At 52.8% G+C, this 15,245-nt stretch carries 12 protein-coding genes and 4 pseudogenes; 2 read left to right on the top strand and 14 right to left on the bottom strand.

Annotated elements, in window-relative coordinates; genetic code table 11:
- Positions 1-124: 124 nt before the first annotated feature.
- Entirely contained in the window at positions 125-1,231 is a 1,107-nt protein-coding gene (gene asd / locus H2P46_RS06720) for an aspartate-semialdehyde dehydrogenase (RefSeq protein WP_193404412.1), read from the bottom strand.
- Between the two features lie 220 nt (positions 1,232-1,451).
- Between asd and H2P46_RS06715 the strand changes: the two genes are divergently transcribed.
- Positions 1,452-2,045 carry a YhgN family NAAT transporter gene (locus H2P46_RS06715; RefSeq protein ID WP_193404411.1) on the top strand — a complete coding sequence of 198 codons (594 nt, stop codon included), beginning with the start codon at positions 1,452-1,454 and terminating at the stop codon, positions 2,043-2,045.
- 40 nt (positions 2,046-2,085) lie between these two features.
- Here the strand turns inward: H2P46_RS06715 and gntU are convergent, their stop codons facing one another.
- From gntU to H2P46_RS06680, 7 genes and pseudogenes are all read right to left on the bottom strand, one after another.
- Entirely contained in the window at positions 2,086-3,426 is a 1,341-nt protein-coding gene (gene gntU / locus H2P46_RS06710; protein WP_193404410.1) for a gluconate transporter, read from the bottom strand.
- Between the two features lie 3 nt (positions 3,427-3,429).
- Entirely contained in the window at positions 3,430-3,966 is a 537-nt protein-coding gene (gntK, locus tag H2P46_RS06705) for a gluconokinase (protein WP_193404409.1), read from the bottom strand.
- 138 nt (positions 3,967-4,104) lie between these two features.
- On the bottom strand, positions 4,105-5,100 hold the full coding sequence (gene gntR / locus H2P46_RS06700) for a gluconate operon transcriptional repressor GntR (RefSeq protein WP_193404408.1): 996 nt from the start codon (positions 5,098-5,100) through the stop codon (positions 4,105-4,107).
- An 81-nt stretch (positions 5,101-5,181) separates the two neighbouring features.
- A complete protein-coding gene (locus H2P46_RS06695) occupies positions 5,182-5,877 on the bottom strand; it encodes a pirin family protein (RefSeq protein WP_193404407.1) in 696 nt (231 codons plus the stop codon).
- A gap of 467 nt (positions 5,878-6,344) precedes the next feature.
- A pseudogene (gene ggt / locus H2P46_RS06690) lies at positions 6,345-7,403 on the bottom strand (gamma-glutamyltransferase); the annotation flags it as partial.
- A gap of 17 nt (positions 7,404-7,420) precedes the next feature.
- Positions 7,421-8,118 (bottom strand): IS1 family transposase gene (locus H2P46_RS06685; protein ID WP_239952247.1). Its coding sequence is split into 2 segments (ribosomal slippage): positions 7,421-7,869 and positions 7,869-8,118, totalling 699 coding nucleotides; the frame shifts between segments, so codons are not numbered across the junction.
- 56 nt (positions 8,119-8,174) lie between these two features.
- Positions 8,175-8,873, bottom strand: a pseudogene (locus tag H2P46_RS06680) (gamma-glutamyltransferase); the annotation flags it as partial.
- Positions 8,874-9,072: 199 nt separating this feature from the next.
- On the opposite strand from H2P46_RS06680, the gene H2P46_RS06675 reads away from it, so the two are divergent.
- Positions 9,073-9,351: a DUF2756 domain-containing protein gene (locus tag H2P46_RS06675; protein ID WP_193404406.1), complete on the top strand. Its 279-nt coding sequence runs from the start codon at positions 9,073-9,075 to the stop codon at positions 9,349-9,351.
- On the opposite strand, the gene ugpQ is transcribed toward H2P46_RS06675, so the two are convergent.
- The 6 genes and pseudogenes from ugpQ to livF all read right to left on the bottom strand — a co-directional run bounded on the left by ugpQ (position 9,348) and on the right by livF (position 15,245).
- Entirely contained in the window at positions 9,348-10,091 is a 744-nt protein-coding gene (ugpQ, locus tag H2P46_RS06670; RefSeq protein WP_193404405.1) for a glycerophosphodiester phosphodiesterase, read from the bottom strand. The genes H2P46_RS06675 and ugpQ overlap by 4 nt on opposite strands.
- On the bottom strand, positions 10,088-11,161 hold the full coding sequence (locus H2P46_RS06665; RefSeq protein ID WP_193404404.1) for a sn-glycerol-3-phosphate import ATP-binding protein UgpC: 1,074 nt from the start codon (positions 11,159-11,161) through the stop codon (positions 10,088-10,090). Before H2P46_RS06665 ends, ugpQ begins: the two co-directional genes overlap by 4 nt.
- Before the next feature lie 3 nt (positions 11,162-11,164).
- Positions 11,165-12,009 (bottom strand): annotated as a pseudogene (gene ugpE / locus H2P46_RS06660) (sn-glycerol-3-phosphate ABC transporter permease UgpE).
- Complete coding sequence (ugpA, locus tag H2P46_RS06655) at positions 12,006-12,893, bottom strand: sn-glycerol-3-phosphate ABC transporter permease UgpA (RefSeq protein ID WP_193404403.1); 888 nt, start codon at positions 12,891-12,893, stop codon at positions 12,006-12,008. Before ugpA ends, ugpE begins: the two are co-directional and overlap by 4 nt.
- 53 nt (positions 12,894-12,946) lie before the next feature.
- Positions 12,947-14,264: pseudogene (gene ugpB, locus H2P46_RS06650) on the bottom strand (sn-glycerol-3-phosphate ABC transporter substrate-binding protein UgpB).
- A gap of 267 nt (positions 14,265-14,531) precedes the next feature.
- Entirely contained in the window at positions 14,532-15,245 is a 714-nt protein-coding gene (livF, locus tag H2P46_RS06645) for a high-affinity branched-chain amino acid ABC transporter ATP-binding protein LivF (protein ID WP_193404401.1), read from the bottom strand.

Genomic DNA, 15,245 nt, shown 5'->3' with positions numbered 1-15,245 from the left:
AAAATTATTTACTAACAATCAAAAAGGGGAAGCTGATCACTTAGCAAGCGAAACGATTTGACTTATTACAGTATAAAATGCAAAAAAGCCGGACATTTCCGGCTTTGATGAAGAGAGAAGAAGTTTAGTCTACCAACAGACGCAACATGCGACGCAGCGGTTCAGCCGCGCCCCACAGTAGCTGATCGCCCACTGTGAAAGCGGAGAAATATTCCGGCCCCATGTTGAGCTTGCGCAGGCGGCCAACTGGCGTGTTCAGCGTGCCGGTAACAGCAGCGGGTGTCAGTTCACGCATCGTCAGCTCGCGATCGTTCGGCACCACTTTCACCCATTCATTATGCGATGCCAGTAGCTGTTCAATCTCAGCCAGCGGCAGATCTTTTTTCAGTTTTAGCGTGAATGCCTGACTGTGGCAGCGCAGTGCCCCCACACGTACACACAAACCATCCACCGGAATGGTGTGTTGAGTGCGCAGAATCTTGTTAGTTTCCGCCTGGCCTTTCCACTCTTCACGGCTCTGACCATTTTCAAGCTGCTTATCGATCCACGGAATCAGGCTACCGGCGAGCGGCACGCCGAAGTTATCGGTTGGTAAAGTGCCGGAACGGGTAAAGTCGGTGACGTTGCGCTCAATATCCAGAATCGCCGAGGCGGGATCCTGCAACGATTTCGCTACGTGATCGTGCAGCATACCCATTTGCGTCAGCAGTTCACGCATGTGACGTGCGCCACCACCCGACGCAGCCTGATAGGTGGCAACCGATGCCCACTCAACCAGATCCTGAGCAAACAGGCCGCCGAGCGACATTAGCATCAAGCTTACGGTGCAGTTACCGCCAACAAAGGTATTGATACCGCTGTCGATGCCCTGACGAATAACCTGATGGTTGACCGGATCGAGAATAATAATGGCATCATTCTGCATACGCAGCGTGGAGGCCGCATCAATCCAGTACCCTTTCCAGCCGCTGGCGCGCAGCTTCGGATAAACGTCACTGGTGTAGTCGCCACCCTGGCAGGTGATAATAATGTCCAGCGCTTTCAGCGCATCGATATTAAACGCATCCTGCAACACGCCGCGTTTACCGCTAAATTCCGGCGCCGCCTGGCCATATTGTGAGGTGGAGAAAAAGACCGGATTGATAACATCAAAATCACGCTCTTCGATCATGCGCGACATTAGCACTGAGCCGACCATACCGCGCCAACCAACTAAACCTACATTCTTCATGTTGTGCCCGTTTCAGGTTGTATGCATCACCTGACTTTCTATCAATGGGAAGAGCAGAATGTCACTTTCACGCCACTCTGCGTAATAATCAGATTTACCTGTGACCATCAACTCTACAAAATGCAGCATTTCTGGCAAGTGAATTAATGCGATAGCGCTAACTTTTTCAGCAGCGTTCCTAATAACGCCGGTTTTTCGGCAACAAGACGACGTAAAACAAATGACTGAAATGATTTCTGCAACAATATTATTGTTGTTAATTATGGATCCACTGGGCAATTTGCCGATTTTTATGTCGGTTTTAAAGCATCTGGAACCCAGACGGCGACGTGTGGTGTTAATCCGCGAAATGCTGATTGCGCTGACAATTATGTTGCTGTTTTTGTTTGCCGGTGAACGCATCCTGGCGTTTTTGAATCTGCGCACTGAAACCGTTTCTATTTCTGGCGGCGTGATCCTGTTCCTGATCGCCATTAAAATGATTTTTCCTTCGCCGGAGAGCAGCAGCACCGGTTTGCCTGCTGGCGAAGAGCCTTTCCTCGTGCCGCTGGCGATCCCTTTAGTCGCCGGGCCATCGCTGCTGGCAACCCTGATGCTACTGTCGCATCAATATCCCCATCAAATGTCGCATCTGGTCGGTGCGCTGCTACTCGCCTGGGGCATCACCGTAGTGATTCTGTTGCTGTCAGGTTTGTTTCTGAAATTGCTTGGTGATAAAGGCGTGAACGCGCTGGAACGTCTGATGGGGCTGATTTTGATTATGCTGGCAACGCAGATGTTTTTGGATGGAATCCGGGTGTATTTAAAGCCTTAAACGATCAGGCTGAGGCGGGCTTTAAACCCGCCTCACTGCATTAAGAGAGCAACTCAAATGCAATCATGCCGACAACAGCCCCAACCGTGCCGAGAAGGGTTTCCATCAGCGTCCAGGTTTTCAGCGTTTCCGCTTCACTGGCGCCGGTAAAGCGGCCAAACAGCCAAAAACCGGCATCGTTAACGTGACTAATAATAATCGAACCGCCACCAATGCAAATCGACAGCGCCGCCAGTTGCGCACCGCTGTAATGCAGCGGCTCAATCACCGGCATAATCAAGCCAACGGTTGTTAAACACGCAACGGTTGCAGACCCCTGAATAACGCGCACCGCGCCAGACAGAATAAAGCAGGCCAGCGCAACCGGCAGACCTGCGCCCGTCAGCGCATTACCGAGTACCGGTCCCACGCCCGAATCCACCAGCACCTGCTTAAACACGCCGCCCGCGCCAATCACCAGCAGGATGATACCGGCCGGTTGCAGCGCGCTACCGCAAACCTGCATCACCTTCTCTTTATCCATGCCCTGACGGTAAGCCAGACCATAGATCGCCACCAGGCACGCCAGCAGAATCGCGGTAAAGGGATGACCAATAAATTGCAGCCATTCATACAGCGAAGTCCCTTCGGTGGTGAAACGCGCGCCAATGGTTTTCAGGCCAACTAGCACCAGCGGGAATAAAATCAGCGCCAGGCTAAAGCTAAACGACGGCAGCTTGCTTTCATCAACATCAGGCTGATGATCCTCCGGCGGTGCGCTGAAGGTAACATGATTACCAATGAAGTTGCCAAACAGCGGACCCGCAATCAGCATGCCGGGAATGGCAGCGCACAAGCCCAGCAGGATCATCCAGCCAAAATCGGCATGCATCTGCGAGGCCAGTAGCATCGGCGCTGGCCCCGGCAGTAGAAAGGCAGCCGAAGCGGCAACGCCCGCGAACAGTGGGATCACCAGTTTCACTAAATTACCCTGGGTGCGACGCGCCACGGCAAACGCAATGCTGATTAGCAACACCACCGCCACTTCAAAAAACAGCGGCAGCGCACAAATCAAGCCAGCAATCCCCATCGCGTAGTGCGCCCGGCTTTCGCCAAAGGTACTCAGCATCCGTTTCGCTATTTGATCCACTGCACCAGTTTCATGCAGTATTTTGCCGAACATCGCTCCCAGCGCCACGACAATGGCAAGGAAACCGAGCGTTCCGCCCATCCCTTTCTGCATGGTGTCTGCGATTTTATCGAGCGGCATACCGGAAAACAGACCGGCACCAATTGAGACGAGCATCAGCGCAACAAAGGCGTGCAGGCGGGCTTTCATTACCAAAAAAAGCAGCAGCAGGACTGAGCCTGCTGCGGTCAAAACGAGTGTTGCGGTATTCATTGACTAGCCTTGATTGATTGCTTCCTTGATGGTCGCAACCGTAGCCGCTACAACCTCGTCCAGTGAATGATCAATATCCACCATTAATACGTCCGGCTCATCGTTGCCAGGTTCTTCCAGCGTGGCGAACTGCGTCACCAACATTTGCGGCTTAAAGAAGTGTCCCTTACGCGCTTTCAACCGGGATTCGATGGTGTCGAAATCACCTTTCAGATAAATGAAACGCAGATTGTCATTACCCTGACGCAGGATGTCGCGGTAACGCTTTTTCAGTGCCGAGCAGACAATAATTGAAATCGCCTGCGTGCGCTGCATTGCAAACGCGGCGTCATTCAACGCCTGCAACCACGGCTGGCGATCGTTGTCATCCAGCGGATGGCCCTTGGCCATTTTCATGATGTTGGCGCGTGGATGGAGAAAATCACCGTCGAGGAAGGCGGTATTCAGTTGTTGCGAAACCTGGTTGGCGACGGCAGATTTACCGCTGCCTGAAACGCCCATCAGGATAAAGACATGATGCGACGGGGAATGCGTTGTCATTTTTCTGCTCCGGCAGATGAACTTGCCAATGTTACCGATAACAATACCGATCCTTATTGTCTTGACCGCTTCGCGGCCTGGCAACCTTTTTACCCGGAAAAGCATAAAAGTGTGAGCTGATTCAAATATTTGTCAGAATCAGATGCTGCCGCCTTCCGTTATTTCAAATCCTACATCAAGGGGCTGGCTAACGTTGTGGTCGCCCGCGATACGGGCCAGCAACAGTGCGGCCGCTTCACGCCCCATGCGATCGCGTGGCGTCAATACGGTTGCCAGACGCGGCGTCACAACCTGTGCGATGTCATGGCCGTGAAATCCGGCAATTGCCATTTGCATTGGGACCTGTAATCCCTGACGCTGGCACTCAAACATCGCGCCCACTGCCAGATCATCATTGGTACAAAACAGGCTGTCAGTTTCAGGGTAAAGACGCTGTGCTTCACGTAACAATTCACCCCCTGCGCTGAACGAGGAGGCATCTTCCATCATCACGCTATGCGGCGTAAGCCCTGCCTCCTGCATCGCTTTTTCATAACCGCGCTGCTTTTGCAGAGTGCGTTCATCAAAGCGCGCCCCTAAATATACCGTGTGGCGATGGCCCTTCTTCAGAATAGCCGGGGTCATCTGACGTGCCGCTTCAACGTTGTCGAACCCCACCGCCATATCCAGGCACGGCGTTACGCAGTCCATCACTTCAATTACCGGAATACCTGCCACTTCCAGCATACGCAACGTACCCGGCGTATGGCCGCGTTCCGTCAGGATAACGCCGTCAATGTTCCATCCCAGCAGTGAACGTAATTGCAGCTCTTCTTTTTGCGGATTGTAACCAAAGTGCGCCACCAGCGTCTGGTAGCCCGCCTCATCAGTGATGGCTTCAATGCCGCGCAGCACGTCGGCAAAAACCTGATTGGTAAGCGAAGGCAGCAGCACACCAATAGCGCGACTGGTGGCGTTAGAAAGCATATCGGGAGCGCGATTAGGAATGTAACCAAGCTCATCCAGCGCGACGGCAATTTTCTCGCCTAGCGCCGCAGAGACCTGCTCAGGATTGCGCAGGTAACGGCTAACGGTCATTTTTGTTATGCCGACGCGATCGGCAACGTCCTGTAATACCGGTCTTTTTTTCTTCATCGTAAGCGCCTGAAGTCGGATTTACGATGAGTCTAACACTAAATTGTCACTGGGGCGTGACGAGGCGCGCCCCTTAAGGCTTTAAGCGGGGGGAAGATCAAACAGCAAAACTTCGGCAGCGCTGTTAGCTTCAATAGTCAGGGCAGATTCATCCCAGATGGCCAACGCATCACTGTTTTCGGCAACCTCACCGTTCACGTTGATCTCACCTTTTACTACCTGCACCCAGATGCGGCGACCGGCTTCAATCGCGATGCTGTCACTATCGCCTGCGGCAAATACCCAGCGCGATAATGTCATATCCTGATAAACCTTAAGCGAACCGTCGCGCGCATCTGGCGTCAGGATAAACTGGCGACCTTCCACGTCAGAGAAACGGCGTTGATCGTAACGTGGCTCAATACCGGTACGTTCTGGAATAATCCAGATTTGGTACAGATGCAGCGCCTCAGTGCTGCTGGCGTTATATTCAGAATGCCGCACGCCAGTGCCCGCACTCATGATCTGAAACTCGCCCGCTGGAATCTGCTCTTTGTTGCCCATGCTATCCTGGTGCTCAACGGTGCCAGACAGCACATATGTCAGAATTTCCATGTCTTTATGGGGATGTGTACCAAAACCCTGGCCCGGATCGATCACATCCTCATTGATCACACGCAGCGCCGAAAACCCCATAAAATTGGCATCGTAATAGTTAGCAAATGAAAAAGTGTGCCAGCTATCCAGCCAGCCGTGGCTGGCATGTCCGCGCGCTTCCGCTTTACGTAAATAAATCATATTCAATTCTCCTCAAGATTTTTTCTAGTCTGGCCCTGAGAGCACGGGATTGATAGCTGAAAAACTTCACGCCTCTGTTCAAAAAAAATGAATCAGTTATCACGCATCGATAAGCAGAGCTTTTTACAGCATATGATGCTGTAAAAAGAAGGCAGGCAGAGTCGGTAACGCTCTGTCTTTGAGTGCAGAAGTGGAGGATTGTCAGGCAAAAAAAAGCCAGCACCCGGCTGGCTAAGAAACACTGGAAGCAATGTGAGCAATGTCGTGCTTTCTAAGGATGTCAGAGACGTCCCGAGAATGCATGACAATAATAATCATTATCATTCTCGTTTGTAAAGTCATTTTCCGATTAATTTTGATTTAATTCAAAAATCAATCCCTTGATGTTAAAAGGGATTTTATTCGTCTGCCTGAAAATCTGCTGTATTTTATCTCGCTAAAAAGCATCGGCAAGGCGTTCTGGGAGCTTAATAGCCCGCGCTCAGGTCGTCGATACTGCGTGGATCGGAAGCGCCATAGAGCGTGCCATCTGGTCCGATCATGATGCTCTGCGTGCTGCCCATGGCTGGCTGAACGTTTACATGCTGACCTTTATTTTCCAGTAAGCGCAACGTATCGGGACTGAAACCTTTCTCAACGCGCAGCTGATCCGGCAACCACTGATGATGGAAACGCGGCGCATTGGTGGCTTCTGCTACGTTCATACCGTAGTCGATGCTGTTTACCACCATCTGCAGCACGGTAGTAATAATGCGGCTGCCGCCAGGGCTGCCTGTTACCAGCCAGGTTTTGCCCGCTTTCGCCACAATAGTCGGTGACATTGAAGAGAGCGGACGTTTCGCCGGTTGCACCGCATTAGCTTCACCGCCCACTAATCCGTAGACATTTGGCGTACCGGGCCTGGCAGAAAAATCATCCATTTCATTGTTCATCAGGATACCGCTATTGCCTGCCACGATGCCGCTCCCGAAATAGGTATTAAGGGTATAAGTCACCGCCACCGCGTTGCCGTTCTTGTCTACCACCGAGAAATGGGTGGTTTGATTGCTTTCGTAAGGCGCAAGCTTGCCCGGTTTGATGTCGCTGGAAGGACGCGCTTTCGCCACATCTATCTGCTGGGCCAGCGACTTCGCATAGGCTTTGCTGGTCAATGCCTGCCACGGAACCTTGACGAAATCGGGATCGCCAAGATATTCAGAGCGGTCGGCATAGGCATATTTCTCTGCTTCTGCTATTACCTGCATCGCATCAGCACTGCCAAAGCCCATTTTCGTCAAATCGAAATTTTCAAGAATGTTGAGAATTTGTACGATGTGAATCCCACCCGAAGAGGGCGGCGGCATAGAAAATATTTCATAGCCGCGATAGGTGCCGCTGATCGGTTTACGCTCAACTGCACGATAAGCGGCGAGATCTGCTTTGTTGATCAGGCCGCCATGCTGCGCCATTTCACCGGCAATTTCATCAGCAATGTCTCCTTTGTAGAAGGCGTCTGGCCCCTGCTGGGCGATGAGTTGCAGACTATGCGGGTAATGACTCCAACTTACTGATAGTGTTTTATGTTCAGATAATGTCCGATGACCTTGTCATGCAGCTCCACCGATTTTGAGAACGACAGTGACTTCCGTCCCAGCCTTGCCAGATGTTGTCTCAGATTCAGGTTATGTCGCTCAATGCGCTGAGTGTAACGCTTGCTGATAACGTGCAGCTTTCCCTTCAGGCGTGATTCATACAGCGGCCAGCCATCCGTCATCCATACCACGACCTCAAAGGCCGACAGCAGGCTCAGAAGACGCTCCAGTGTGGCCAGAGTGCGTTCACCGAAGACGTGTGCCACAACCGTCCTCCGTATCCTGTCATACGCGTAAAACAGCCAGCGCTGACGTGATTTAGCACCGACGTAGCCCCACTGTTCGTCCATTTCAGCGCAGACAATCACATCACTGCCCGGTTGTATGCGCGAGGTTACCGACTGCGGCCTGAGTTTTTTAAGTGACGTAAAACCGTGTTGAGGCCAATGCCCATAATGCGTGCACTGGCGCGACATCCGACGCCATTCATGGCCATATCAATGATTGTCTGGTGCGTACCGGGCTGAGAGGCGGTGTAAGTGAACTGTAGTTGCCATGTTTTACGGCAATGAGAGCAGAGATAGCGCTGATGTCCGGCAGTGCTTTTGCCGTTACGCACCACGCCTTCAGTAGCGGAGCAGGAAGGACATCTGATGGAAATGGAAGCCACGCAAGCACCTCAAAATCACCATCATACACTAAATCAGTAAGTTGGGAGCATTACCGACTATGCGCCAGATTCTTCTGCACCAGACGATCGCCCTTCTGCCAGGGCGTGCCGTCCGGTTTGTAGAAGATGGCTTTACTGGTGGCGTGATTAATCAGCACTTCCTTACCGTAGGTTTTTAAATCGTCAGCCAGCGCATCGTTCACCACAATGCCGTCACGCGTTAGCTTGATTGCCGGTGCCAGCAGTTTGCTGAGTGGAAGCGTGCCGTATTTCTGCGCGGCTAATGCAAAACCGGCAACGGTGCCTGGCGTGCCGGACGCGAGATGCGAAGTCAGTGAGAGCTTGCTGTCGGCGTTGCCCTGCTTATCAAGGAACATATCGCGGGATGCATGGCCTGGCGCCATTTCACGAAAGTCTATCGCGGTAGTATGGCCTGACGCGGTGCGCATCAACATGAAGCCACCGCCGCCAAGATTACCCGCCTGGGGATGCGTCACAGCAAGGGCAAAGCCCACCGCGATCGCCGCATCAACAGCATTACCGCCCTGACGCAGTATGTCGACACCCACCCGGGTCGCCGTCGCATCCACTGATGCCACCATACCGTGTTGCGCCCTCACCGGATGGAACGTATCGCTATCGACACCATAAGAAACGGGCGGTGTCTGCGAGGGAATCGCGCTGGCCCCGCTGACGACGGTAAAACAGATCAACAACGACCAGCCGAGCTGGCGAACTTTGCCTTGTTTTGTCATTCTGCCGCATCCTCAGTTATTTACATTTATTATCATTTCCGCAACTGTTTACAAATACAGCAAAATAGTAAGGATTAAGTCAAATACGGCGCACTTTTAAAGGCAAAAGCTGTGATAACGCATACACTTAGAGCTGCGACCTGTAGGCCTTTTTAAGGGTGATTTACACAACAGCGATCGTATTTACGGAGGACGTAACATGAAGAAGTGGACGATCATATTCGCAGTATTGTTGCCGTTAACCAGTATGGCGAACATGCTGAATAACACTAACGAGCCAAACAGACCGGGTTATAACCCAAGTCAGCAGCGAATGCAGACACAGATGCAGACTCAACAGCAGCAGCAAAAAATGAAGTTGCAGCAGGACCAGCAGCGGCAGAACCAGGATATGCAGCGCAAAATGCAGGAGCAGCGTGACAGTGCCCAGCAGCGCGTGATTAGAACGCAGCCGGGCCAGCAGCAAAATCAGAACTAAATAAAATCGGGGCCGATGATGTCGATGCGATCGGTGCAGATAGCATCAATGCCCCACTTCAGCAATTCCCGCGCCCGTTCCGGGCTGTTTACGGTATAAACCAAAACGCGTAAGCCAGCGTCTCTGAGTTCAGCGATGCGCGTCTGATCCACGACTTTGTGATTAATATGGATCGATACACAATCCAGCGCGGCGGTTTTTTCTTTCCACTGCTCATCCCAACTGTGCAGCAGCAATCCGCGCGGTAGCTCCGGTTGCGCCTGCATCGCGGCGTTTAGCGCTTCCCATGAGAAGGAGGAAAGCAGCGGCGCGGTTTGACCTTGCCACAGCTGCGCTGTCGCCTGCGCCACGGCGCGGCCCGTTGCAATTTCACTGCCGGTGGTCGGTTTAATTTCGATGTTAGCCATCATTTGATGCTGACGACAACGCGCGGCGACGTCTTCCAGACGCGCCAGCGGTTCGCCAGTGAAATCGTTACCGAACCAGCCGCCTGCATCCAGTTGCGCCAGCTTTTCCCACGGCAGTTCCCCCGCGACGCCCCAGCCGTTACTGGTGCGATCGAGCGTATCGTCATGCAACAGAAAAATTTGCATATCGCTCGATAATTTGGCATCAAATTCAATCATTTGATGACCATATTCAGCGCCAACATCAATCGCCGCCAGGGTATTTTCCGGTGCCAGTTTGCCACCGCCGCGATGCGCAACGATATGCGGGTAAGGCCAGTTATATTGACTCATTCCAGACGTTTTCCATGAGTTGAATCGAAGAAGTGTAACGCATCTGCTGGCAGATGCAGCCACAGCGTGCTGCCTGCCTGCGGTCGTTCACTGTGGGGTAAACGCACCACCAAACGCGTTTCGCCAATACGTCCGTGCGCAAGGTTATCCGCGCCCAGCATCTCCAGCGTTTCAACCCGCATTGGAATGCCATGCTGCTCGCGGCTGCTGATTCGGACATGTTCAGGACGAATGCCGAGCGTCACCGGACGATTCGCCCATTCTGCCTTATGCTCACTTAGCGGTAACGCATAAGAAGAATTAAGACTGAAGCGCGTGCCGTCGCTGTTGATCTGTCCAGCCAGCAGATTCATCGCTGGCGAACCGATAAATGAGGCAACAAACTGGCTGGCGGGTCGTTCATAGACTTCTACCGGCGTACCAGTCTGCTCGACTCTGCCTTTATTCCTTACCATCACCCGCTGCGCCAGCGTCATGGCTTCAACCTGATCGTGAGTAACGTACAAGCTGGTTGTTTGCAGGCGACGATGCAGCTGTTGCAGCTCCAGCCGCATCTGCACACGCAGCCGGGCATCAAGGTTAGAAAGCGGTTCATCAAACAGAAAGACGGCGGGTTCACGCACGATGGCGCGCCCCATCGCCACGCGCTGACGCTGACCGCCAGAAAGCTCGCGCGGTCGTCGGCTCAGCAAATGCTCCAGCTCAAGACTACGCGCTGCCTCTGCGACGCGCTGACGGATCTGCGCTTTGCCCATGCCGCGAATTTTCAGGCCATATGCCATGTTCTCTTCCACCGACATGTGAGGATAGAGCGCATAATTTTGAAACACCATTGCAATACCACGATCTTTCGGTTCTTCATGGGTGACACGTCTGTCGCCGATATAAATATCGCCAGTCGTGACGCGCTCCAGCCCGGCCACCATACGCAGTAGCGTAGATTTACCGCAGCCGGACGGGCCAACCATCACCATAAACTCACCCTCATTCACCGTGATATTCAGCGGTTGGATGATCTGATTTTTCCCATCGTAGGATTTTGTGACCGCCTGAAGCGTTACGCCTGCCATATTTTATTTCTCACTCTCAACCAGGCCACGCACAAAAGCACGCTGCATGACGAATACCACCAATACCGGTGGAATCAGGGTTAATAACATTGCTGTCATCACTTCGTTCCACTGAGTCGGCGAGCCGCTGGTTGAGATCATGCTTTTGATCCCCGCCACCGCCGTGCCTAAGCTGGCGTCATTGATGATCAGCAGCGGCCAGAGATATTGATTCCAGCCGTAGATAAACGTGATGACGAACAACGCCGCGAGATTGGTTTTGGACAGCGGCAGCACAATGTCCCAGAAAAAACGCATCGGACTGGCGCCGTCAATACGCGCCGCTTCGACCAGTTCATCGGGTAATGACAGAAAGAACTGACGAAACAGAAAGGTCGCGGTAGCCGACGCCATTAAGGGCAAGGTTAAGCCGCTGTAGCTGTCGAGCATGTTCAGGTCAGCAATGACCTGCACCGTGGGGAAAATGCGTACTTCAACCGGTAACATCAGAGTAATGAAAATCAGCCAGAAGAACAGCGAACGCAGCGGGAAGCGAAACCACACCAGAGCAAATGCCGAAAGCATCGACACCACGATTTTTCCACAGGTAATTCCCAGCGCCATGACCATGCTGTTAAGCAACATGATGCCGAAGGCCGGGCCACTGCCATTTACGCCCTGCGTCCAGATGCGCGTCAGGTTTTCCCATAAATGCGTACCGGGAATCAACGTCATTGGCACCTGATATACCGCATCGGTATCCAGCGTGGCGGCCACAAGCGCCACATACAGCGGAAACAGAATGATCAGCACACCGAGCACTAAAACAAGGTGGCTGACGATTCCAGCCCGCGCCGGTTCTCAATCATTGATATTGCACCTTACGTTCTACAAAACGGAACTGAACCACCGTCAGGCCGATCACCAGCAGCATCAGTACCACCGATTGCGCCGCCGAAGAGGAAAGATCCAGACCGGTAAAACCTTCCCGGTAAATTTTATAGATCAGGGTGGTGGTGGCCTGAACCGGACCGCCGCCTGTCGCCGCATCGATCACCGGGAAGGTGTCAAAGAAGGCGTAGATGAGATTCACCACCAGCAGAAAGAAGCTCACCGGGGTAATCAGCGGTAGCGATAAATTGAAGAAGCGGCGCACCGGACCGGCGCCATCAATCGCTGCGGCTTCTGTCAGCGATTTAGGAATGGATTGCAGCGCGGCAAAAAAGAACAAAAAGTTGTAGCTCATTTGCTGCCAGATTGAGGCCAGCACAATCAGAAACATCGCCTGACCGCTGTTTTGCGCGTAGTTCCAGTTATAACCAAGCTGGTTCAGCAAATAACTAAACAGGCCGAGGCCGGGGTTAAACAAAAACATCCATAACACCGCCGCCACCACAGGCGCTACCGCATACGGCAGCAACAGTAGCGTTTGATACAGCTTGCGTAAGCGAACCACATAATCGACAAGCGCCGCCAGCAGCAGTGAAAACGCCATGCCACATACCGTGACTAACCCGCTGAATTTTAACGTCGTCCAGAACGACGCCAGATAATATTCTTCGTCCAACAAGCGTCTGAAATTATCCAGCCCGACAAACGTGCTGGAAATACCAAATGGATCAAGGGATTGCAGTGAATACCACAGCGCTTCTCCGGCAGGCCAGAGAAAGAAAACAGCGGTGATCAACAGTTGCGGTAGCACCAAAAGATAGGGCAACAGGCTGGTGCGAAAGACCGGACGAGATGAGGACATAGCGTACTCTGCGTAAGGGGAATAAGGGCCGGGCGATACCGGCCTGAAAGTAATTACTTAACCTGTTGCTCAAAGCGACGCAGCAACGCATTACCGCGCTGCACGGCATTATCCAGTGCGCTTTGCGGCGACTGTTTGCCGGTCCAGACCCCTTCCAGTTCTTCGTCAATGAGGGTGCGAATTTGCGGCATATTGCCCAGACGCATACCTCTGGTGAACGGCAACGGTGGCTTGTTCAGCATCTGGCGGGTAGCAATATCCGCGCCGGGATTTTTATCATAGAAGCCCTGCTTCTTGCTCAGCTCATACGCGGCGGTAGTCACGGGCAGATAACCGGTTTTTTGATGCCATTCTGCGGCGATTTCCGGCTGCGCCAGGAACTTCATGAACTCCGCGACCCCTTTGTAGGTATTGGCATCTTTACCCTTCATCACCCACAGACTGGCCCCCCCGATGATGGCGTTTTGCGGCGCGTCAGGTACGGTGTCGTCATACGGCATCATCCCCACGCCGAAGTTGAATTTTGCGTAGTGACGAATATCGGCAAGTGAACCGGATGACGCCGTGGTGATAGCGCAATCGCCATTATAGAATTTGGCGGTAGATTCATCTTTTCGTCCAAAATAGGTGAAATCACCTTTTTTGTTCATCGCTTCCAGCATCTGAATGTGGCGAACCTGAACCGGCTTATTGAATTCCAGTACCGCATCGGTGCCATCGAATCCATTGTTTTTGGTGGCGACGGGCAGTGCGTGCCACGCACTAAAGTTTTCAATTTGAATCCAGCCCTGCCATCCACTGGCGTAGCCGCAACTGATGCCCGCCTGATGCAAAGCATCGGCATCTTTCGCCAGTTCCTGCCAGGTTTTTGGCGGGTGGTCAGGGTCCAGTCCCGCTTTTTTGAAGGCGTCTTTGTTGTAGTACAGCACTGGCGTAGAGCTGTTAAACGGTTGTGAAATCAGATGGCCGTTTGCGTCACTGTAATAACCGGAAACGGTGGGAACAAACTGCTTTTCATCAAACGCGATTCCCGCGTCCTGAAAAATCTGATGCACTGGCACAATGGCTTTCGATGCCATCATGGTCGCAGTACCCACTTCGTACACCTGCAAAATGGCCGGTGCTTTACCGGTACGTACCGCTGCAATACCTGCGGCCAGGCTCTGCTCGTAGTTACCTTTGTAGGTTGGCACAATTTTATAATCGGGGTGAGTCTGGTTAAAACGTTGCGCCAGAGAGTCAACTTCTTTGCCTAATTCACCTTCCATTGAATGCCAGAAAGGAATTTCAGTGGCGGCGAGCGCATGACCACTGAGCATCAGGCCCAGCACCGCACTCATCAGTGCTACGACGAAAAGTAAACACGGACATATTATTTTCCTGTGCAGGTAGGTACGCATGAAATCACGCCTTTCTGTTCGCGAAGTAACATGACACGGGAAAATGACGGATAAATAACAGATGAATGACAGGAAAGTTACAGCAGGATTTCAGCACTTAAACAGAAGATGACGGATAGCCATCGCAGCGACCTGCGGCGGCACAAGCAGATTGCAGATGGACAGCGCACAGCCACCGAAGCGTACATGCGTACGAGAGGATGGCGAACCCTGGCCAACCGCAATCTGACCAGCCAGATCAGGTGCCGAGATAAGCGCTGCGCACGGCCTCATTAGCCAGCAACGCATCGCCGCTATCTTCCAGCACTACGCGGCCATTTTCCAGTACGTAGCCGCGATCGGCCAGTTTCAGCGCCTGGTTAGCATTCTGCTCAACAAGGAAAATCGTCATCCCTTCGCTGCGTAGCTGCTCAATGGTGTCGAAAATTTGCTGAATAATAATGGGGGCCAGACCCAGCGATGGCTCATCCAGCAATAACAGGCGCGGCTGACTCATCAAGGCGCGCCCAATCGCCAGCATCTGCTGCTCACCCCCGGACATGGTGCCTGCGCGCTGTGCCTTGCGCTCATCCAGACGCGGGAACAGCTCACAGACGCGTCTGATGCGTTCCTGATATTGCTGGCGGCTGGCAAAGAATCCTCCCATTGCCAGGTTCTCTTCTACCGTCATGCGTGTAAAGACGCGGCGGCCTTCCGGCACAATCGCTATCGCTTCACGCATAATACGTGCGGTTTGCCAGTCAGTGATGGTTTTGCCGTCAAAGGTTATTGCCCCCTGGGTAGCGCGCGGTTCGCCGCAAAGCGTTCCCAGCAAGGTGGTTTTACCCGCGCCGTTCGCCCCAATGAGCGTGACGATTTCACCCTGATGAATATAAAGGCTGACGTTATGCAGCGCCTGGATTTTGCCATAATGTGCGCTGACATTTTCAATGGTTAACATCGGGTTGGCCAT

The sequence above is a fragment of the Mixta mediterraneensis genome (assembly GCF_014946725.1).
Classification (GTDB): Bacteria; Pseudomonadota; Gammaproteobacteria; order Enterobacterales; family Enterobacteriaceae; genus Pantoea; species Pantoea mediterraneensis.
Note: the sequence above shows the minus strand (reverse complement) of the source record. Positions and strands in the feature narration are given on the sequence as shown.